The sequence below is a fragment of the Olivibacter sp. SA151 genome (genome assembly GCF_054130995.1).
In genome coordinates, this window is the sequence record NZ_CP096391.1 from 3,844,140 (window position 1) to 3,865,792 (window position 21,653).

21 protein-coding genes are annotated in these 21,653 nt (G+C 40.5%); 6 read left to right on the forward strand and 15 right to left on the reverse strand.

What is annotated here, in order from left to right; translation table 11 throughout:
• Window positions 1-4: 4 nt before the first annotated feature.
• Window positions 5-1,288, forward strand: a complete 1,284-nt coding sequence (locus M1D52_RS15995) for an anthranilate synthase component I family protein (RefSeq protein WP_437392961.1) — start codon at window positions 5-7, stop codon at window positions 1,286-1,288.
• Window positions 1,289-1,349: 61 nt separating this feature from the next.
• Here the strand turns inward: M1D52_RS15995 and M1D52_RS16000 are convergent, their stop codons facing one another.
• The 4 genes from M1D52_RS16000 to M1D52_RS16015 all read right to left on the reverse strand — a co-directional run bounded on the left by M1D52_RS16000 (window position 1,350) and on the right by M1D52_RS16015 (window position 4,271).
• Window positions 1,350-2,156: a M48 family metallopeptidase gene (locus tag M1D52_RS16000; protein WP_013666257.1), complete on the reverse strand. Its 807-nt coding sequence runs from the start codon at window positions 2,154-2,156 to the stop codon at window positions 1,350-1,352.
• 52 nt (window positions 2,157-2,208) lie between these two features.
• The gene (gene plsY / locus M1D52_RS16005; RefSeq protein ID WP_013666256.1) at window positions 2,209-2,856 is read right to left on the reverse strand and encodes a glycerol-3-phosphate 1-O-acyltransferase PlsY; all 648 of its coding nucleotides are present in this window, start codon (window positions 2,854-2,856) and stop codon (window positions 2,209-2,211) included.
• Between the two features lie 51 nt (window positions 2,857-2,907).
• Complete coding sequence (gene nadC, locus M1D52_RS16010) at window positions 2,908-3,768, reverse strand: carboxylating nicotinate-nucleotide diphosphorylase (RefSeq protein ID WP_437392962.1); 861 nt, start codon at window positions 3,766-3,768, stop codon at window positions 2,908-2,910.
• A 98-nt stretch (window positions 3,769-3,866) separates the two neighbouring features.
• Complete coding sequence (locus tag M1D52_RS16015) at window positions 3,867-4,271, reverse strand: DUF4783 domain-containing protein (RefSeq protein WP_013666254.1); 405 nt, start codon at window positions 4,269-4,271, stop codon at window positions 3,867-3,869.
• Window positions 4,272-4,496: 225 nt separating this feature from the next.
• Here M1D52_RS16015 and gpmI point away from each other — a divergent pair, with 225 nt between their 5' ends.
• Together gpmI and M1D52_RS16025 are read left to right on the forward strand one after the other, a co-directional pair.
• Window positions 4,497-6,017, forward strand: a complete 1,521-nt coding sequence (gene gpmI / locus M1D52_RS16020; RefSeq protein ID WP_437392963.1) for a 2,3-bisphosphoglycerate-independent phosphoglycerate mutase — start codon at window positions 4,497-4,499, stop codon at window positions 6,015-6,017.
• 114 nt (window positions 6,018-6,131) lie between these two features.
• Window positions 6,132-6,674, forward strand: a complete 543-nt coding sequence (locus M1D52_RS16025; protein WP_157622244.1) for a hypothetical protein — start codon at window positions 6,132-6,134, stop codon at window positions 6,672-6,674.
• A 64-nt stretch (window positions 6,675-6,738) separates the two neighbouring features.
• Here the strand turns inward: M1D52_RS16025 and M1D52_RS16030 are convergent, their stop codons facing one another.
• Complete coding sequence (locus tag M1D52_RS16030) at window positions 6,739-7,410, reverse strand: tetratricopeptide repeat protein (protein ID WP_013666251.1); 672 nt, start codon at window positions 7,408-7,410, stop codon at window positions 6,739-6,741.
• A 373-nt stretch (window positions 7,411-7,783) separates the two neighbouring features.
• Here M1D52_RS16030 and lon point away from each other — a divergent pair, with 373 nt between their 5' ends.
• Window positions 7,784-10,240 carry an endopeptidase La gene (gene lon / locus M1D52_RS16035; RefSeq protein WP_437392964.1) on the forward strand — a complete coding sequence of 819 codons (2,457 nt, stop codon included), beginning with the start codon at window positions 7,784-7,786 and terminating at the stop codon, window positions 10,238-10,240.
• A gap of 101 nt (window positions 10,241-10,341) precedes the next feature.
• On the opposite strand, the gene M1D52_RS16040 is transcribed toward lon, so the two are convergent.
• From M1D52_RS16040 to M1D52_RS16085, 10 genes are all read right to left on the reverse strand, one after another.
• Window positions 10,342-11,775, reverse strand: coding sequence for a Glu/Leu/Phe/Val family dehydrogenase (locus M1D52_RS16040; RefSeq protein WP_437392965.1), 1,434 nt, complete (start codon window positions 11,773-11,775; stop codon window positions 10,342-10,344).
• A gap of 49 nt (window positions 11,776-11,824) precedes the next feature.
• The gene (locus M1D52_RS16045; RefSeq protein ID WP_013666248.1) at window positions 11,825-12,049 is read right to left on the reverse strand and encodes a CcmD family protein; all 225 of its coding nucleotides are present in this window, start codon (window positions 12,047-12,049) and stop codon (window positions 11,825-11,827) included.
• Window positions 12,050-12,216: 167 nt separating this feature from the next.
• A complete protein-coding gene (gene ccsA, locus M1D52_RS16050) occupies window positions 12,217-12,870 on the reverse strand; it encodes a cytochrome c biogenesis protein (RefSeq protein WP_013666247.1) in 654 nt (217 codons plus the stop codon).
• A gap of 30 nt (window positions 12,871-12,900) precedes the next feature.
• On the reverse strand, window positions 12,901-13,560 hold the full coding sequence (locus M1D52_RS16055; protein ID WP_013666246.1) for a heme exporter protein CcmB: 660 nt from the start codon (window positions 13,558-13,560) through the stop codon (window positions 12,901-12,903).
• Window positions 13,561-13,633: 73 nt separating this feature from the next.
• Window positions 13,634-14,011, reverse strand: a complete 378-nt coding sequence (locus tag M1D52_RS16060; RefSeq protein ID WP_130857339.1) for a hypothetical protein — start codon at window positions 14,009-14,011, stop codon at window positions 13,634-13,636.
• A gap of 57 nt (window positions 14,012-14,068) precedes the next feature.
• Complete coding sequence (locus M1D52_RS16065; RefSeq protein ID WP_437392966.1) at window positions 14,069-15,205, reverse strand: sugar phosphate isomerase/epimerase family protein; 1,137 nt, start codon at window positions 15,203-15,205, stop codon at window positions 14,069-14,071.
• Window positions 15,206-15,344: 139 nt separating this feature from the next.
• On the reverse strand, window positions 15,345-16,169 hold the full coding sequence (gene ispE, locus M1D52_RS16070) for a 4-(cytidine 5'-diphospho)-2-C-methyl-D-erythritol kinase (RefSeq protein ID WP_013666243.1): 825 nt from the start codon (window positions 16,167-16,169) through the stop codon (window positions 15,345-15,347).
• A gap of 166 nt (window positions 16,170-16,335) precedes the next feature.
• Window positions 16,336-17,280 (reverse strand): T9SS type B sorting domain-containing protein, encoded by a 945-nt coding sequence (locus tag M1D52_RS16075; RefSeq protein ID WP_437392967.1) that lies wholly within the window; start codon window positions 17,278-17,280, stop codon window positions 16,336-16,338.
• A gap of 29 nt (window positions 17,281-17,309) precedes the next feature.
• Window positions 17,310-17,981 carry a hypothetical protein gene (locus M1D52_RS16080; protein ID WP_437392968.1) on the reverse strand — a complete coding sequence of 224 codons (672 nt, stop codon included), beginning with the start codon at window positions 17,979-17,981 and terminating at the stop codon, window positions 17,310-17,312.
• 150 nt (window positions 17,982-18,131) lie between these two features.
• Window positions 18,132-19,736 (reverse strand): immunoglobulin domain-containing protein, encoded by a 1,605-nt coding sequence (locus tag M1D52_RS16085; protein ID WP_437392969.1) that lies wholly within the window; start codon window positions 19,734-19,736, stop codon window positions 18,132-18,134.
• A gap of 384 nt (window positions 19,737-20,120) precedes the next feature.
• On the opposite strand from M1D52_RS16085, the gene M1D52_RS16090 reads away from it, so the two are divergent.
• Window positions 20,121-20,942, forward strand: a complete 822-nt coding sequence (locus M1D52_RS16090) for a thymidylate synthase (RefSeq protein WP_013666239.1) — start codon at window positions 20,121-20,123, stop codon at window positions 20,940-20,942.
• Between the two features lie 11 nt (window positions 20,943-20,953).
• Window positions 20,954-21,451 carry a dihydrofolate reductase gene (locus tag M1D52_RS16095; RefSeq protein WP_013666238.1) on the forward strand — a complete coding sequence of 166 codons (498 nt, stop codon included), beginning with the start codon at window positions 20,954-20,956 and terminating at the stop codon, window positions 21,449-21,451.
• The last annotated feature ends 202 nt before the right edge of the window (window positions 21,452-21,653 follow it).

The following is a 21,653-nucleotide window of genomic DNA, read 5'->3' on the forward strand; positions in this document are numbered from 1 at the left end:
CGAGATGACATCCACAGAATATCAGATCGATGATATTGTTAACTTTACAAAGAAAGCCCTTCAATGGGCTTCTTTATTTAATACAGCCTGCTGTTTGGTCAGCCAGGGTGAGCATGATGACGCCTATAGTAAATTTGACGCACTGATCGCCGCAGATGTATTACATGACTTCAAAGATGGTCACGCAGATAGCTTTCAAGCTTTGCAGGCATTCATTAAGGATCATCCCGCGCAATGGATTCCCGGATTCTTAGCCTATGATCTGAAAAACGAAATAGAGGCCCTACATACCGCCCACCCAAATGAACAAGAAACACCTAACGCCTATTTTTTCGTACCGAAACATTTGCTACATATTAAAGGCAATACAGTTACAATCCAAAGCGAAACACCATCCGAGATTTATAATGGGATCGTAAATACCCTATTTGTTCCGCCTTCTTTTGTTTTTACAGGAACTGTACAGGCTAAAATGTCTAAGGAGAATTACATAAATGTATTCCAAAAATTACTGCGACATATTCATCAAGGAGATATTTACGAGGTGAATCTTTGTCAGGAATTTTTTGCCGAAGATGTTGTCCTTACACCAATAGAGGCTTTTCTTCAATTGAGCGAACTATCCCCCACCCCTTTCTCTGCTTATTTCAAAATGGGGGAGCATCACATTATATCGGCTTCTCCGGAAAGGTTTCTGGCGAAAAGAAACCGCTTGTTAATCTCGCAGCCTATTAAGGGAACGGCACCTCGTGGAAAAACGGAGGAGGAAGACATTGCATTAATCAACAAACTTAAAACTGATGGAAAAGAAATCAGTGAAAATATCATGATCGTAGATTTGGTACGAAATGATTTAACGAGAAGTGCTGAACCGGCTTCTGTCAAAGTAAAGGAGCTGATGGGCGTTTATAGTTTTAAACAGGTACATCAACTTATTTCTACGATCACTGCAGTGGGGAGAGAAAAATTAGAGAATACAACCGGTATTCGGAATACATTTCCCGCCGGTTCAATGACGGGTGCTCCCAAAGTGAGCGCGATGCGATTAATAGACAGGTATGAGTCTAGTCGAAGAGGCCTATATGCTGGCAGTATTGGTTACTTTGCGCCTGATGGAGATTATGACTTCAACGTCGTAATTCGTTCCCTTTTATACAATGCTCATAAGAAAAGGCTTTCCTTCCACGTTGGCGGGGCAATAACTGCCGGAGCAGATGCCTTGACCGAATACGAAGAGTGCCTGCTAAAAGCGCGGGCTATCCAGGAATTGTTAGGTACTCAAATTTAACCTTAATCATAAACATGGCCGCATCCGTCGTCTCTTCATCCCTCCCGCAAGCTAAGACACCTTACTTTTTATAATACCGCATCGCTTCCGGAATCAGTCTTTGAATATCAGCAATACGCCTTTGATCACTAGGGTGTGTACTTAAAAATTCAGGAGGTTTCTGTCCGCCTGCCCGGGAAGACATTCGTTGCCAAAACGCCGTCGCTTCATTCGGATTATATCCTGCCATCGCCATAAAGGTTAATCCCATTCGATCGGCTTCGCTCTCTTGATTTCTCGAGTATTTTAGTAATGCCACTTGGCTACCTACACCATATAACTGGCTGACAAGGACTTGTGTTAATTGAGATTTTTTGGATGTCGCTAATCCCACCCCGACGCCAATACCTTGGGCAGCCATCACATTAGAGGCCCGTTCAGATGAGTGCCTTGCAATTGCATGCGCAATTTCGTGCCCCATGACAGTAGCTAAACCGGCTTCGTTTTCCGTAACCGGTAAAATTCCTGTGTATACAGCTACTTTACCGCCCGGCATACACCAAGCATTCACTTGTTTGTCGTCAATTAAGTTAAACTCCCAACTAAACTGGTATTGATCAGCATATCCCTGCTGTTGTAAGTAAGTTTCTACGGCCCGTGCTATTTTACGGCCCACATTCTGTACCAATTGTGCATTAGCTGTACCTTTTATAACTTTGGTTTTCGGGTCGCTTAAAAGCTCGCGATAAGCAAGCGTCGCCTGTTGTTGCATCGTTTTATCGTCTACCAAACTTAATTGCTTTCTTCCCGTTAAGGGTACGGTAGAACATGCTGCAAAAAAAACGAGTAAAAGTAATGAACCAAATAATTTAGTTTTATTCCAATTCATAATGATGATTATATTTGAAAAATACAGCAATTGTTGTGCCGATATGACGACTTTACGTATTCTTCTTTTTAAACAATGTGATTTTTGATTCCTTGCCTTTCAGTAGTCGCTCAATATTCTTTTGGTGTGTAACGAGTATAAGCGCGCAAATACACATACCATATAATAACAACGACTTATAGGGTGTTTGAAAAACAAAAACGATGCTAAAAGGAAAAGTAAAACCAGCTAAAATAGATCCCAAGGAAACGTAACGGGTAAGCATCAGCACACAGATAAAAACACCAACACATAATAAAGCTGCTTGTAAATGCACGGCCAGTACCATTCCAAATAATGTCGCAACCCCTTTCCCGCCCCGAAATCCGGCAAACAGAGGGAATAAGTGTCCCATAACGGCGATTACCCCTAACGCAAGTTGGTAATTAATAAAGAGTACAGAACTTGTAGGTCCGGTAATGGAAACACCGATAAAGTAAGCTAAATTTGTTGCAGTCCACCCCTTCAGAATATCGATAATCATAACAGCAACGCCGGCTTTGGCACCTAGGACCCTGAAAGTATTAGTAGCTCCTGCGTTTCCGCTGCCATATTCCCTTACATCTACGCCATAAAAAGATTGTCCGAGCCAAACGGCTGTTGGTATGGATCCAAAAAAATACGCAACCAGAAGTGCAATAATGGCATTAATCGATGTCATCGGGTACAATGATACTAAAAAGGAAAATCTTATTAGTAAAAAATCTTAACTTTAGTTAACAATCTGAGCTTTCAAACTCATATCAAGGCTCTTAACGGAATGCGTTAAAGCGCCTATAGAAATATAGTTAACGCCGCAATCCGCAAATTGTTTAGCATTTTCAAGGGTGATGCCTCCAGATGCCTCTGTTATAAACCTTCCGTCAACTAAATTCACCGCACGCTTTAACGTTTTGAAATCAAAATTATCCAATAAGATCCGATCAACACGACCAAAATCAAGTACAGCTTGAAGTTCCTCCAAATTTCGGACCTCAATCTCTATCTGGATTGCTTTTTTCAAAGATCGTTTATATTCATGTGCAGCCGATAAAGCAGCGGCAATTCCCCCTGCATAGTCCACATGATTGTCTTTGATCAATATCATATCATATAGGCCAAAACGGTGATTAACACCTCCGCCTATACGCACCGCCTCTTTCTCTAAAAAGCGAATTCCCGGTGTCGTTTTTCGTGTATCAAGCACTTTTGTCTCTGTGCCTTCCAACAGCTTCACAACCTTATGAGTTGTTGTTGCAATACCGCTCATCCGCTGCATCACATTAAGTACTAAACGTTCTGCTATTAAAATGGAATGAATACTGCCTGCTACGAATAAGACAATATCACCAACGGCAACTTCACCACCATCGTTCTGTCGAATGGTGATTTGCAAGGAGGGATCTACTTCGCGGAAAATAGCAACAGCTACCTCTACCCCTGCTAAAATCCCGTCTTCCTTAATTATTAACTTGGCAATTCCCTGCTTTCCGGACGGAATGGTAGACAAAGAAGTATGATCGCCATCGCCAACATCCTCCTGCAGCGCCTGCTTTATAAAGTCACTAAGTTGTTTCTTATCTATTGTGCTCATATTGTAAATCGGCTCCAAACCTAGTGAAAATTTCGTGAATAGAAAAAGTTTTATAACGCTCTTTGACTGTCCTATGCAATGATGAATTTGTTTCGATATTATTTTACCACATCAATACGTATGTCCGTAATTAAAAATTTGGAGTTGAAATTTTTGAGAGACAGGGAAACCCTAAACTTCTCGGTGGAGGAGATCAATTCGACGACAGCATAACGGTTACTGGCATTTGTTTCCATTCTATGAAGAATTTTTCCACTTCTAAATGTATGTCTGTCAAAAAAATTGTGAAGTAATATTTCGGCCTGGTTTTTTGAATAGGTGTTACTTTCTTCCAATAAAGAAAGACTTACCGTACTGGACAAGTAAAAGGATAACTCCTTACTGTTCCCGGTTCTAAAGCAATTTGTAATATTATCAATCAAATCGTCTATACGGGAATAAACAACATGAGACTTTAGGTTGGTAAAAAAAAGAAGCAATATAATACACGCACTTTTCATCATCCCGACAGATAAGAATTTAGCTCAATTACGTTAACACTTGCAATTATGTACATTTTATAGCACGATACTTTCTGCTGCATATTGCAGCTAAAAGCATGCCATTTTGTCTATTTTTTTGTCAAGGCACACCTATTTACCAATATTTAAAAAAAATTGAGCAAAGGATCATTTTTTGTATTAGGTTTGTGAAAAGAGAAAACAAAATAAAATAAAAGAATAGCAAAAATGAAGAAAGCAATGCTCATAATTCTTGACGGTCTTGGTTACGGCAAGAATGATGATTCCAATGCGGTAAAAGCCGCCAATACACCCTTTTTAGATCATTTATTAAGTTCATACCCGCACTCCAAACTGGAGGCGTCCGGTGAAGCCGTTGGTTTACCGAACGGACAGATGGGAAATTCAGAAGTAGGACATATGAACTTAGGTGCTGGCCGTATTGTATATCAAGAGCTTGGCCGTATTCATAAAGCGGTAGAAGACGGCGAACTAAATCAAAATACTATTCTTCAACAGGCATTTGCCTACGCCAAAACTGAAGGCAAATCGGTACATTTTATCGGCTTGGTTTCTGACGGCGGAGTTCACGCACATACCAAACATCTTCGCGGTTTATGTGATGCAGCTGAAAACGCAGGCTTAACGGAAAATGTCTTTATCCACGCCTTTTTAGACGGTAGAGATACTGATCCACACTCGGGTGTAAATTATATTGCCGAATTAGAAAAGTATTTGGCAGATCGCCGGGCAAAGCTTGCCTCTACAATCGGGCGTTATTATGCAATGGATAGAGATAACCGATGGGAAAGGGTGAAAGAAGCCTATGATCTCCTGGTTCACGGACAGGGAACGGCAAGCAAAAATCTGATTGATGCAATTCATGCTTCTTATGCGGACGGCGTGACTGACGAGTTTGTAAAGCCAATTGTCAAAGTCGATGAAACAGGCAAACCATTAGCAACTATTCAAGAGGGAGATGTAGTTATCTGTTTTAATTTCCGAACAGATCGTGGGCGTGAAATTACGATAGCGCTAACTCAAAAGGCCTTTCCTGAGTACAATATGACGCCTTTGAATTTAAAGTATATTACAATGACGTCGTATGATGAGACCTTTAAAAATGTGGATGTGATCTTTCAAAAAGACGATATTACCGAAACTTTGGGAGAAGTACTGGAAAAAAATGGTAAGACGCAAGTACGTATAGCCGAAACAGAAAAGTATCCGCACGTAACTTTCTTTTTTTCAGGCGGCAGAGAAACGGAGTTTGTTGGTGAATCAAGAATATTGATCCCTTCTCCAAAAGTAGCAACCTACGATTTGCAACCGGAGATGAGTGCACAAGGTATTGCGGATGCTATTTGTAAAGAAATGGAAAGCAATCATCCGGATTTCGTTTGCTTAAACTTTGCAAACCCCGATATGGTTGGCCATACGGGTGTCTTTAGTGCGGTTGTAAAAGCTGTTGAAACGGTGGATAATTGCACCAAACAAGTAGTGGAAAAAGGTTTACAAGAAGGTTATTCTTTTATAATCATTGCTGACCATGGAAATTCAGAATATATGATAAATGAAGATGGTTCACCTAATACCGCACATACAACCAACTTAGTACCTTGTATTCTAATTGACAAAGATTACCGGCACATAAAAGATGGTAAATTGGGTGATATAGCTCCGACTATCCTGACGCTGTTAAATATTTCGGTTCCTCAAAAGATGACGGGTGAAGTGCTCGTTTCCTAATAAAACTAAAATTGCACAGACGAGCGATGGAAGAGCGAAAGCAGTGACCTCAGCTGTGCAATTTTTTATTAACTTCGCCCCTGTATTGGAGAATCTCAGGTGTTTATCTTTCGCATGAAATATTTCCCTTCCCTCACACTACCTATGCTTGCGCTCTTTATGGGCATATCTTGTTCGTCGGACAATGGAGAAATGAAGGTCACTCATCCCCCCTACTTCGACTTGATTTCCTATTTTAAGCAAGAAGCACAATTTTTGCAGAAAAAAAATCCTTTGATCCTTAAAACCGTAGGTAAAAATGAGCAGCGCGAACAAAAGAAGCTAAGGCTAGGCGACTGGCAAAGAGAATTTGAGCTCTTTTCCTCATCCGATATCAACAAGCCGGATTGGCTGCAAAGTTATCGGATCGATTCGGCAGACGGAAAGTTAAGTTACCGTGCGAAGGCGCCCAGACTTCGAACAAAGCAAATAACCATTTACAAGGATCCTAAAGGTGCGGTTAGACACATTCAAATCCTCAACGGAGAAAAAAATTGGCTGTATGAATCGTCTGAACGACTTGATTATTTTCCAGATTCCCTTTATGAGATAGAGAAAGAACAGTCTATCCGAATAATAGGCCGCAACAATTATATCATTACCGGAAGAATCTTATAATTACCAAAAAGCAAAAGGCCTTAGCACTGTTGTGCTAAGGCCTTTTAAAGCCTTTGTTAATTAGCTATTTAGACAGGTTACTCTTGTAAATCTTCACCTTCTTAATTTCTTTTGCTAAATCTTCTCTTTTAGCATTTGCGCTCAACACGTGCTGTAAATCGTCTATACTTTTTTGATAAGCTTCAGCAGCTTGATCTTTGTCGTAAACAGCGGTAGAATTAGTTCCTTGCAATATCCCTAAATCGCGATAGGCCATTCCTCTACTTTGGTAATAAGACAAATCATCCGGATTAAGTCTTATAGCATTGGTAAAATCATCGATACTTGCTTGTAACATTTTGCTGCGCTCAGTTTCGTTCAATTTACTCTCACTTTGAACAGCTAAGGTATTCCGTGCTTTGCCTCTCCAATAATAAGCTGAAAAGTTATTTGGGCTCTGGCTAAGAAGTTTTGTAAAAGAAGTAATGGCCTTATTATAATCAGCACATCTGATCTGCGAATATCCCAACATGTAAGTAACAAGTGTATCCGGATTTTTCACTTTTTCTAAAGCATTTACTGCCGCTTTAAAATCCCCATCCATAATCGCCTTATTTCCCAAACGAACGTAGGGATTACTGGATGACGATTGTGACTGAGCGGCTACAGCGCTTACGGAAAAAATAAAAACTCCCAGTAACACCAACTGTTTCATTGATTTACCAAAATTCATAAATTGATAGCGTCTAATGTTCATTAATTAAATTTCTTTTATTCCTTGGGAGGCTATTATGACACTTGCATAAAGCCTAAAGGTTTATCCCTCTCTAAGATAGCAATCTCATTGCCATTTCGACACAAAAATAAACTAAAAAATGTGTATTTTATTGTATCGCATTAAATATTATTCATTTACAGGCTTTTAAATTTTATTGTAGTATCATTGCATTTATAAAAGATAACAAAGGGCATGACCTGAAAATATGACACAAATACTAAAAAAGATTGCATAAATAGATATTGGCATAGCGCTTGCAACAATACCTATTCAGTTGTTTACAGAATAAAATAAGCAGGCAGACTGTCATTTTGACCCAAAACCTGTTACAACATAAATATAAAACATACAAATGAGCAAGTTTGATCTATTTGATTTTAACCAAGCATTACCAATCATAAATGAGGACACGGAATTTTTTCCACTATTTACACAGCAAGATGAGGACGATATGAGTAGTGAAGAGTTACCCGAAGTTCTATCCATATTACCTTTAAGAAACACGGTATTATTTCCGGGAGTGGTTATACCGATAACCGTAGGGCGAGACAAATCCATCAAACTAATAAAAGAAGCCTATAAAGGTGATCGCGCCATTGGTGTAGTTGCCCAAAGGGATATGTCAATTGAAGACCCTTCATTCGATCAATTGCACACGGTTGGAACGGTAGCTATGATCATAAAAATGCTGCAGATGCCTGATGGTAACACGACAGTGATCATTCAAGGTAAGCAACGTTTTAGACTCAAAGAGGAAATACAATCGGAACCGTATATCAAAGCTTCCATCGAGCGTTTTATAGAGGAAAAAGCGAAGAAGGAAAAAGAATTCAATGCACTAATTTCTTCTATTAAGGAATTAGCTTTACAAATCATCAACATCTCGCCGAACATACCAAGCGAAACAGGAATAGCCATCAAAAATATTGAAAGCTCTTCTTTTCTAATCAATTTTATCTCTTCCAATATGAATGCTGATTTAACATTAAAGCAGCAACTATTGGAAATGAAGGATGTAAAGGATCGGGCAAATAAAGTGCTTGAACAGCTTACCGCCGAATTACAATTGTTAGAACTAAAAAATCAGATCCAAAACAAAGTTCGGGTTGACCTCGACAAACAGCAACGTGATTATTTTTTGAATCAACAATTAAAAACGATTCAAGAAGAACTGGGTGGCTCAACGCCTGATTTGGAAATCGAGGAGTTAAGGAAAAAATCCCTGGAGAAAAAGTGGAGTAGAGAAGTCGCAACCCATTTCAAAAAAGAATTGGATAAATTAAGCAGGATCAATCCAGCAGCGGCTGATTATTCGGTTCAGCTCAACTATCTCGAGCTCCTGATCGATTTACCTTGGAATGAGTTCAGTAAAGACAACTTCGATTTAAAACGTGCCGAGAAGATTTTAGATAAAGATCATTACGGGTTAGAAAAAGTAAAAAGACGTATTATTGAGTACTTAGCCGTCTTGAAGCTTAAAAGAGACATGAAAGCGCCAATCCTGTGCCTCGTGGGCCCTCCTGGCGTTGGTAAAACTTCATTGGGGAAATCTATTGCTAAGGCCTTAAACCGAAAATACGTCAGAATGGCGTTAGGGGGTGTTCGTGATGAAGCAGAAATCAGAGGGCATCGAAAAACCTACATAGGAGCAATGCCGGGCCGAGTAATCCAATCACTTAAAAAAGCCGGCACTTCAAATCCCGTTTTCGTCTTGGATGAAATCGATAAAGTCGGAAATGATTTTCGAGGCGATCCCTCTTCGGCACTATTGGAAGTCTTGGATCCGGAACAGAACAGCGCTTTTTACGATCATTATGTAGAGATGGACTTTGATCTTTCCAATGTGATGTTTATTGCTACTGCTAACTCTTTAAGTACTGTTCAGCCAGCTTTATTAGATAGAATGGAAATCATTGAGGTAAATGGTTACACAATTGAAGAAAAGATTGAGATCGCAAAAAAACACCTTTTACCTAAACAACGTGAACAGCATGGCCTAACGGCAAAGGATATTTCTTTGAAAGGTAGTGTAATAGAAAAGGTAATAGATGAATATACCCGTGAGTCCGGCGTGCGCGGCCTTGAGAAAAAAATAGGCGCTCTGGTGCGCGGTGCGGCAACCAATATTGTTATGGAAACGCCTATAGGCCCTAGCATCAGTCAGCAGGAAGTTATTGATATTTTAGGTGCTCCTATTTATGACAAGGATTTATACGAAAGTAACGATGTAGCAGGCGTTGTAACAGGGCTAGCATGGACTCAGGTAGGCGGCGATATTCTTTTCATCGAATCAAGTCTGAGCCCTGGTAAGGGAAAACTTACACTGACTGGAAATCTCGGAGACGTAATGAAGGAGTCTGCAGGCATAGCGATGGCTTATCTTCGAGCACATGCGGCAGATTTTAAAATAGACTTTGATCTATTTGATAAATGGGACGTGCATATTCACGTACCTGCCGGAGCGACTCCCAAAGACGGTCCCTCTGCGGGCATAACCATGCTCACGGCTTTGGCGTCGTCCTTTACGCAACGCAAGGTGCGCGCCAACTTAGCGATGACCGGTGAAATTACCTTGCGCGGAAAGGTCTTACCGGTTGGAGGTATCAAGGAAAAGATTTTAGCCGCTAAGAGAGCTAATATTAAAGATATTATACTTTGCAAATCTAACAGAAAGGACATCCTGGAAATTAAAGAAGATTATATAAAGGATCTGAACTTTCATTATGTTAACGAAATGAAGGAGGTGGTAGATCTCGCTCTCTTGAAAGAGAAAGTAAAAAAACCTTTGGATTTTAGTATTAATAGATAAGAGAAGTCAAAAGTCAAAAGTCAAAAGTCAAAATTCTATACAGCAAAAAAGCTATCGAATTCAATATCCGATAGCTTTTTTTACTTTTTAATTTTTACTTTCTACGGCCAAATTCCCATATTAAGGTACGAGGTAGCGATTTTATCAATCGAACTTACAAAAGCAGCTGTCCGTAAAGTATCAATTTTATCGTTCGCATTTCGTATTCTTCTTATTTCATGGTATGACCGGATCATGGTATCTTCAAGACCTGAGTTTACCAACTCCAGCTCAGATGCACCTTTTACAATCACACTTCGTTGATCCGCTGTTAGTGTAACGCCTGTAACAGCCTCTACCATATTTACAATATTTCTATTAGCGGTTTCTTCATAACGTTTATCCATACGTCCAAAAGCAACATGCGAAAGGTTTTTCAACCATTCAAAGTAGGAAACGGTCACTCCCCCTGCATTGCAATACATATCGGGAATAATAATGCCACCGTTTTTTGTAAATATTTCTTCCGCTTTAGGAGTGGTAGGGCCATTAGCCCCTTCAGCAATTATTTTTGCTTTAATTTTGCCGATGTTATCTTCGGTAATCTGCTTTTCTAAAGCAGCCGGCACTAATATGTCACAAGCTTGTTCAAGACCTTCGCTTGGATTAGCAAACTCCTTCTTTGCTTTTTTGTAGCCCAAAACTGTACCGGTATTCCTTCTATGCTCTAATATGGCGTCAACATCCAATCCATCTTCATTATACAAGGCACCGTCGTACTCACATATTCCAACAATAATAGCACCGTACTCCTCCAACACCTTCGCTGTGTTATATCCTACATTACCAAGTCCCTGCACAATAACTCGTTTACCGGCTATGCCCGGCGTTAAACCCAGCGCCTTCATATCCTCCGCTACATCCACACATTCCCGAATCGCAATGGCAACACCTCTACCGGTTGCCGCTTTTCTACCGTCAATACCGCTTAAGGAAAGAGGTTTACCGGTAACACTTCCCAGTGCATCCAGCTGCCCGGGATTCATGGTTAAATAAGTATCGGCAATCCAGCTCATTTCACGTTCGCCGGTACCATAATCCGGTGCCGGTACATCAATAGCAGGTCCGATAAAATTCTTCTTTACTAATTCTACCGTGTATCGCCTGGTGATTGTTTCTAACTCGGGTACCGAATAGTCTCTCGGATTGATGCAAATTCCCCCTTTCGCTCCTCCAAAAGGCACGTTAACAATTGCGCATTTATAAGTCATTAACGCCGCGAGCGCCATCACTTCATCTTCGTTCACCATATCACTGTAACGAATCCCTCCTTTGGTAGGAGATTTATGATGAGAATGTTCTACGCGCCAGGCATCAATAACTTCCAATTTACCATTCGCTCTACGGATCGGAAAGCGGAAACGATAAACACTGTTACAGGCTTTAATCTGATCCAACAAGCCTCTATCATGGTTGGTAAATTGAGCGGCATGATCAAAGAATTCGCAAACATCGTTAAAGAAACTAAACTCTCCCTGTGACTTACTTGTAGCCATAATGTAATAATTAATAATTGGTTTCTCCCTTAAGAAGCACCTAAACGTGCTAGCCTATTTTATTTTTCTTATTTTCCAATCGGCTAATTTTACGATCAATCGTGAAGAGATATATAATAAATCCGAAAAATATCACACAAACCACCGCAACCACTACATAAATCTTGCCCGAGCTCCGCATAACATCAGCCATCTCTACGTCGTTTGACGACTGTGCAAAACTATGAAAAAAGGATGTCAACCCTAATAGAAACAAAAGAATTAGCTTCTTCATATCTTTTAATACAAATTATTATTTTATTTTAAATAAAAATATCAAAATCCTATATTCCGTATACTTTTAAACGCTTTTTACCGGCGTCCATAAAACATAAAAAACCTTCTCGTCGAGCACAATACATCAGAATTTTGTCATGTTTCATCAAGAAAAGCTCATTCGTATTACGCTTCGTGTTCTATTAAACGGTAACGATACCTTAACGAGGTAATCCATAGACCAATAAGCATCCAGCCCAAAACAGCGGGGTAGAAAACCGCACGCATCGTACCATCCATATCTAAATTACTAAAGGCGGGGTTCCCCCCATTCCCCGGATGTAATGAATCGGTAAGACGTGGAAGGATAAAAAGCAACACGATCATAACAGGAAAGGCGAAAATATTGTAAATCGCCGAAATCTTTGCGCGCTTCTGTTCCTCATCTAATGCATTTCTCAACACCAGGTAGGCCAGGTACATTAAGGTCGCTATTGCGCTTCCATTTAATTTTGGATCATTCGGCCAGGGTTCACCCCAAGTAACATTTGCCCAAAACATACCGGTGATCAAGCCAAATCCGCAAAACACAATTCCCACATTCACGCTTTCAACGGCTAATAGGTCATGCTTAACCTTTCCGGATGAGAGGTATTTAATACTGTAGATAACCGAGATGAGATAGAGTAATATCATCGCAAACCACATTGGAATATGAAAATAAGTATTACGGATCGTTTCGTGGAGAATGGGCAGCTTAGGCACCGGAATCAAAAAACCAGCAACAACCGAGTAAAATACAAGTACTGCTCCTAAAATTTTCCACCAATAAGCCTTCATGTTGAATATATATTTGAATACAAGCGTTGTTTAGTCTTTCCAAATGTAAGGAAATAACAATAAAGATACCGTAATGACGATTAAGTTTATAGCCAATAGCACCCCAATCTCATCATAGCTGACACTTCTTTCCAAGCCATCCATGGCATTTTTCGACAATTTAATCAACACAATAATAACGGGAATTAAAACAGGAAAACTAAGAATAGCCATCAACGTACCGTTACTTCCTGCTTTTGCGCTTATACCCGAAACCATGGTAAGCGTGGTACCGAAACTGATACTTCCGATCAAAATCGTAATGAAATAAAGGGTGGGATCTCCTATTTCATTTTTAAATATGGTACTATAAGAAAAAAATGCTACCGCTGCTAGCAGTAGCATTAATAGCATATTATAAATGATTTTTGATAAAATCACTGCTTGAGCACTTACCAAAGTATAATAGTAGAGGTGCCTTCCTTTGCTTTCTTGGGTAAAACTTTTAGCTATAGCATTGATAGCTGTAAAAAGTAATATGATCCAAAAAAGCGCATTCCAGATAACCGGATGAACTGATTTAAACGCCTGATAACAAACAAATACAGTCGAAACCACATAAAGCAGGATACCATTTAGTGCGTATTTAGATCGCCATTCTAATCTGATTTCCTTTTGCAGAAGTACATTTACTTGCCTGAATAGATTCATTTCGGGCAAAGATACTATTTAGTTGTCAGTTATTAGTTGAATCTTAAAAAGCTCATCGCTCAACTCACAACTATTATGCTTTATCCACTTTCGACCGAGCTTCGTGACTCAATCCCTCGGCATATTTTAAGCCCTTCTTTGTTAATTTCTTCGCCTCTTCTTTATACTTATCAGCTTTCTCCATCGCATCATGTCGAGCGTCGTCCGCCATTGTTAATACTCGTTGATATTCTTCCTTTGCGCGATTTGCCAGGTGGGAAGCCCGATGCAAACCTTCTTCAGCCTGGGCTTTCAATGTTTTACTTAATCCATTTACGCCATCTACGGCCTTGTTTAGCGTTTTACGACCTTCCGTTGTCCCAAACAAATAGTAAACTGCCGCTCCGGCAGCTAATCCTGCTAATGCAAAAGCAACGAACTTAGCTGTTTTGCTTCCTTTTTTTTCTTTCATTTCTTCTTTCATAGTCATATCCCAACAACAACTTGATAAAAAAAAAGTTTGAAGTGCCTACAAATCGTTTATTGTTTTAACCGGTATATCCTTTTGAGCAGTTGGTTCATGTAAAGGCTCCCCCCTTTGAAACTGGTATCCTTTATTACCTAAGTTCCATAACATGGGACTCAGGAAACGGATAGCCGCTTCGTATCCCTGTATGGTGGCAGCGAGATTACCGGTATCTTTGGAATTCTTTGCTTCATTTTCAATTTCGAAAGGTCCCTCGAAACCCTTTTCGCGTAATATATCAACAAATGCCCGCCAATCCATATGGTCTGTACCGCCAAAACCTGGAAGCATCGCTTCGTAATGATGACGATCCCAATCACTTACCGGCTGTGATACTCCCGCTCTGGTTGCCAAAGAAGCCTCCACCTGATGCATAGGATACATGCCGCCCCATTCGATCCGCCCTTTCGTTAAGAGGTTTCTAGTTGTCTTTACATGTATTCTGTGAATACGCGTAATATCGCTCGCTGCAATAACATCAACCGGGTCGGTATGTTGCCAAATATCATGAGAAGGGTCGTAAATTTCGCCATGCGCTTTACTCGGGATTAAGGTATACATTAATTTACGAGCCGCTAATACCCCCGGTAAATTATTGTAAGTGGAGGTATAGGCTGCCGAACGCCACCCTTCCATCGGGCAATTTTCATATAAAATTGTTACGCCTAAGCTTTCTGCATAACGAACAATTGGTTCAAAAACGCGTTTATATTCGTCAAGATTTTTTTGGAAACCATTTTCCTGCACTCCTAATTCATGGTTATAGCCAACAAATGTTCCCACTTTAACATTGTTGGCATTTCCACCTAGTAAATAGGCTATCCGGATCAACTTTAATAGGTGATTCTGGTTCTTTACCCGCTCTGTAGGATCGCCGCCAATCATATTTTCAAAAGCACCCAGTGAAAGTTGTAGACCTGCCGCATTGAATTTATCGATGAGATTCTTTGCTGCGTCTAAATCAAAGGTCTCGTATTCAAGGTGCGTGGCTGTGTGGTCCTTTCGAGTGCCATCTTTTCTGAATACGCATAGGTCAATTCCCTGTGCACCAACGGTCACTGCTTTTTCAATGAGTTCATCTATACCGAGCTTGTCAAAAGCAGAGCTCATCAACCATATCGGGTTATTTAAATTGTTCATCTTGATATATTATTAAATATTTTATACAAAATTGTCGCTGGTCGGCTGGCGATCGATTTTATTTTGTGAAAAGTGAACCTGTTAGTAGTGATTTTCCAACCCAACAAAACACGACTCAACAACTTAACTACTTCACGACTCAACTACTCCTCCACTCACCACCATCCATCCAATACACTTCACACCAAGCTTTCAATTCCTTTAGATCAAGCTCCTCTCTAAAAAGACCATAAACAGTGGAACCCGATCCGCTCATGGCAGCGTATATCGCGCCTCTTTCGTATAGCATGGATTTTATCCCTCTTATTTCCGGGTATCGATGAAAGATTCCCGTTTCAAAATCATTGAAAAGGTGCTCTTTCCATTGTTCGACTGGCAATGTAATTCGTTCACGAAGGTTTTTACTTTCCCTTGAGGAGCGTACACTTCCATAGGCTTCTCCTGTAGAAACATGAATAGGAGGCTTAACCAAAACAAGTTTGTATGCTGATAAATCAATTGATATTTCGGTAAACACATCGCCAATCCCAGTCGCAAAAACAGGCTTATTTCTGATAAAAAAGCTACAATCGGCACCCAATGCGCCGGCATAGGACTCCATCTGTTCGATACTTAAATTCAGTCGAAAATACCGGGACAGCAATTTAATCAAGAAAGCGGCATCCGCTGAGCCTCCCCCTAAACCAGCTCCAATGGGTATCTGTTTGTGTAAATAGATACAAACAGGTTCTAAATCAAAATCCACGGCAAGTGCTCTATAGGCACGAATACAAAGATTATCCTCATCGTTATTAGGTATACCGATACCCGAAACCTCCAATTTCAATGAGGGGGAAGGCACTATTTCTAAAATATCAAATAATTTAACAGGATAAAAAACAGTTTCCAAATTGTGGTAGCCATCAGGTCTTCTGTCCAGCACCTGCAAACCTATATTTATCTTGGCATTTGCAAATGTAATCATGCCACAGAATTAACAATAAAAAAGGGGGATTGCAAATTTTATTAGCTGTAAGCAGTAAGCGATAAGCTTTAAGCTCGCCTCTAACCGTTATCACATTGGCTAATTACGACATTGGCTAATTAATTTAACGTCAACTACTAAACGACTTAACTACCTAACAAATACACTAAAAAAAACGTCGTTGTTTAATAAGGGTAACATAGCCCTTAAAGGTTTCCATTTTACCGGTTTCCATTTTGATTCGGAGGACATAATAATAGGTACCTTCATTCAGCGTTCCACCATTCCAGGTATTACGGTAATTTCTCATTTGATAAACTTCGGCACCCCAGCGGTTAAAAATAAAAAGCTCATTTTCTTCGAAGAGCTCCAAACCGGTAATTTCGAACACATCATTCAGACCGTCTCCATTTGGAGAGAAAGCGTTCGGTATACGAAGTGCCACCACATTAGTTGAAGCAGTAGCTGCATTATTACCGATATCGGGATCCGGTTGTGTGGCCTCCACTTCCGCATAATTTTCCACCGTCCCTTCCCGTTTCGTTTGCGTACGGATACGAAGTTCTACACTTTTCCCTGGGGATAAACTATCCGGTTTCCAGGTTAGTTCGTGCGTCGAAGGCGAATAGGAAACAGCTCCGCTGTAAGGACCAAGAATTTCATTAAATTCCAGTGAAGGAGGCAATATATCCCGCACGCTTAGATCCGTCGCTGTATGCGGCCCCTTATTAACAACCACCAATTGATAATCAATGGTAGATCCTAATAAAGCAACGGAACGAGATGCCGATTTAGCGATCTGCATATCGACCTGTTTATCCGGTCCATGCGGTTCAATAACCACTTCCACAGCATCGGATATTTCCGACTCACAACCACCATTAAGTGCAATAACCGTATAAATACCCGCTTCCTGAACGACTAATTTTTCCTCATAAAATCCATTGATCGGCTCATTGTCCTTAAACCAAAGAAAGCTTAGAGCCCCTTCGGCATGTGCATGGAGCGTTACCGACCCACCTTGCACCAAGTGCGCGGTAGGCCGGCTTTGCCCATGACTGTTAAAGGCTAGGTCGACAAATAACAGCAATATGAGAAATGCTTTTTTCATGCAAAAAAGTACCTTATTAAGATCCCCGACTAATCCACTGTAATAGTCGGTTTACCTGGTTTCGGAGTTACCGTAACTACAGCTGGTGTGTTAGAATTGGCAGAACACCCCCCCTTAATAGTGATTCCACTTGCTGATTGACTTGGATAGGCTACCGTAGCCGAGAAAGAATATTCGCCAACTCCAGTGGCGTTCATGGTAAAGGTATTTGTTGAGGACAGTCCCCCTGTATTATTAGTTTGGGCGGTGCCTATACTACTAATAGGAGTGACGGCAATGCCGTCTTTGGTGGCGCTCCAATTATAAGCTAATAATACATCAGTAGGTAACACGTGACTCTCTTGGGTGGTTGTCGAGGCTGTAATGACTGATTCTGCTGTGGTACCCGAAGCTTCAGCACAATATGAAGAAATTAAAGGTGTTAAATCTAGAATCAAATCAGGTAATCTATAAATTTCGACTTCATCAGAAAGATCACCACTACAGTTTGCAGGGTTAGCAGATAGCACGTATGCCTTATAAAAGTGCGATCCCAAAGTCGTAATATCACTTGCTGCACTCAAAGTCAAAGCAACGTCGGTCAGTGAAGACGTGTAAGTTAATTCAACAGGGCCAGCTCCAATAGGATTATCGGCTCCATCAAATTCCTGCCATAAGACACGGTCGCCCGCCACCAACGTATGGCCACCGACGTAGTTCAACGTTGCAGACGCTGTGCTACAGATATAAATGTTAACGTCTGCAATAGATAATAATGGTAATCCACAGATAAGGCCTACGATGACGCTTAACTTTGCAAAAAAATTCGCTTTTTTCATAACTCTATTTATTTAATTTTATTTGATGTTTATTTAGTTTGCTGTTATATGTGGTGGTGATGGTTTAGGGTGTATTTCAACAGAGAAACTTATTTCTGAACTTACACATCCGTTAGCGCTTTTTACTTTCAGTATACCCGAATACGTTCCAATAGCTGCGCTCCCGGGAACGCTCAAATTGATACTATTGGGTGTCAGCATTTGATTAACCACATTGATAAAATCTGTCGGCGAATCAGTCCAAGTGATACTATAACTTGTTGGACTATTAGTGGTGGTAGTATAGGCTATAGACACACTTGTCTCGCCTTGACACATGCTGGCTAGGGGAGATAATGTAATGCTTGGCAAGGAATTAGCTACTACCGCGACCTTTACCCGCTCTGATTCTGCAGGACAAGCACTATTCCAGGCGGCAGCTACATAAAAAAAGGCTGTATCGCCTTCTGCAACCGTTATTGGAGGCGTAATATACGGACTACCTTCTTGTAATAATGTACCATCATTTACTTGGTTATACCACCTTAAAACACTACCTGAGCTTGTTGGCGCAGCAGTTAAAGTCGCTGTCTGCCCATAACATACAGCCTGCGCCTGCGGATAAGCAATCGGTACAGTTGGTTTTGCAGGAGTGCGTTGGATTTCATGAATCCGAAAATCTGTAAGTAAAGATACGCCGGTTGCAACAGCGATTTCAATTCTATCGAAAACAGAAGTTGACGATAAAGACACTGTATATCGCTGTCCGGAACGAAGCAACCCCAAAAGATCTAGCGACAACAGACTACCAATCGTTCCTGTATTGACAAGTGTGTTTCCGCTATATAGATTAATTGTTACATTGTTAAAAAGACTCAATTGTAAAAGGGAGGATGGAAGAGAGAATGTGATGGTCGCGGCATCCCCTGGGTTTGATAAATTCGAAAAGTAGGCAGTTTGTGTAATTGTATAACCCAGCCCCAAGAGCCCTCCAGTCAATGAAGAATATGTTGTTAAGTTGTTGTCAACTGCGTTAAGTGGGTTACTTACCCCTCCCCCTAAAGAAATTCCAGTACCTCCTACTGAAACACCCAAAACATCAGCGCAACGTTTATTAACAGGTTCATAAAACGCATAGTAAATATCTGCGGTGCTGGACCCAAGAAGTGCAGGTGCGCTCAAGGTAACGCGAACAGCGTTAAACGATATATTTCCTGTAACCGCCAAATAAGTTGTTCCGTCAATAGCAGTAAAAGAATTTGATGATGACGCAACTTCATTTCCATCAGTGTTTGCTGTACTTCCACTGTAAGTTTTAAGAGTAACAGTTCCTCCTAATAATGAGCTCGCTACGTTAAGTTTAATATAAATAGTCGTGTTCCCTGCAAACGTCCTATCAAAAATCAATTGTTGCCAAGCTCCACCAGAAGCAAGTACTGCTGACGAAGCCGACAATCGTGTGAAATTTGACAAGTTACTTGCATCAATCGAAAATGTAGGATTTGTGACGGATCCGCTTCCAACCGTTCCAGTAGTTCCATTCCTTTGAGCATCCGCATACACCCTTTGCCCATACCCCTCCCCTCTTACTCCAAATAACAAGAGTAAACACAAAGCAAGTGCTTTAAAAATCGAGGAACGGAAAAGGATTGAGTACATGTGGGCTATAGGCGTTTGTTTAAGTTGAAAATTCTAAAAATCGGTTTAAGTTTCGTTAAGGTAATGTCTCCTACGTGTGACAAAAGACGTAAAAAGACTTTTCACTTAGGTCGTTCAGTTTGTGCAGGATTTGTGATTTAGTTGAATAGTTGAGTAGGGAAATAGTTAAATAGGGAAATAGTGGCAGTGACAGCAGCAGGGGCACACTGAGCGGAGTTCTAGGCAGTGGGTTAGGGAGGCAAGCTTAAAGCTTATTCCTTATTCCTTATAGCCTAAAGCCTTAAGCAACAATGGCACACTGGCCGATTGCTGAAAGCTGACAGCCAATAGCTAATTGAAACAAAAAATCCCTATCTTTACCGCCATAACATTTCATATAAAACAATGCAGCAATATCTCGATTTGATGCGCCATGTATATGAGCATGGTGTCGATAAACAGGATCGTACGGGAACGGGAACACGAAGTGTATTTGGTTATCAAATGCGTTTCAATCTGCAAGAAGGCTTTCCTTTGGTTACCACCAAAAAACTTCATCTTCGGTCCATTATTCATGAGCTGATTTGGTTTTTGAAAGGCGAGACTAATATTTCCTATTTGAAAGAAAATAAAGTGAGCATCTGGGATGAATGGGCAGATGAAAATGGCAACCTCGGCCCGGTGTACGGCTCACAATGGCGCTCTTGGCCTACTCCTGACGGCAAGCATATTGATCAAATTGCGCAAGTTATTCATCAACTGAAAAATAACCCCGATTCGCGTCGAATCATTGTTTCAGCCTGGAATGTTGCAGAAATTGAAAAAATGGCATTGCCTCCTTGCCATGCATTTTTTCAATTCTATGTTGCTCCACCTAATAAGGAAAAGGGTCAAACCAAAGCACAGTTATCCTGTCAGCTTTATCAACGCAGCGCAGATATATTTTTGGGTGTACCTTTTAATATCGCCTCCTATGCCTTATTGACTATGATGGTAGCACAAGTTTGTGATATGGAAGCGGCCGACTTTATACATACTTTAGGTGACGCACACCTTTATAGTAACCACCTAGAGCAAGCAACACTACAATTAACCCGTACCCCTAAAAGTCTACCCAAGTTGAAGATTAATCCTGAGATAAAAAGTATCTTTGACTTTAGGTATGAAGATTTTACATTAGTAGATTATGACCCCCATCCGCATATTAAGGCAGAAGTGGCGGTTTAACCAATTGAACCATGATTACATCCATTATTGTTGCAGCATCAAAAAATAACGCAATCGGAAAAAATAATGAGCTTCTTTGGCACATGCCCGCTGATTTAAAGTTTTTCCGTAAAACTACGTCGGGCCATACCGTCATCATGGGAAGAAAAACCTTCGAATCTGTCGGGGAAGCCCTTCCCAAGCGCCGTAATATTGTTATTACTCGTCAAGCAAACTTCCAGGCTGACAATATCGAAGTAGTAAACTCACTTGAAGAAGCCTTGGCTGCATGCAAACATGAAAAGGAAGAGGTATTCATCGTAGGTGGCGCTCAAATATATGAGCAGGCGATGTCGCTAACCGATAGGATTTACCTTACTCGGATTAACCACGACTTTCAAGACGCGGACACTTTTTTTCCCGAAATAAATGATGAAGAATGGCAATTGGAGGAAGTCGAACATCATGAAAGTGATGAAAAGAATCCATACGATTACAGTTTTTATCTATATTCTAAAGTCAAAAACTAGTTTTAGCCCTCTTTCAAGAAGAGATTACCGCCCTTTTTCTCTAACTCCTAATAGCTAAATGCTAAGAGTTAAGCAGCAAACAATTTTCTCGCAATAAACCCTTTGTTTATTTAAAAATTTCATAGCTTTGCCGTTCTTAAGAAAACTTAGATAAATTGCCTTATTATATGCAAAAAAGAATAGCATATTAAAAAGGTGTTTA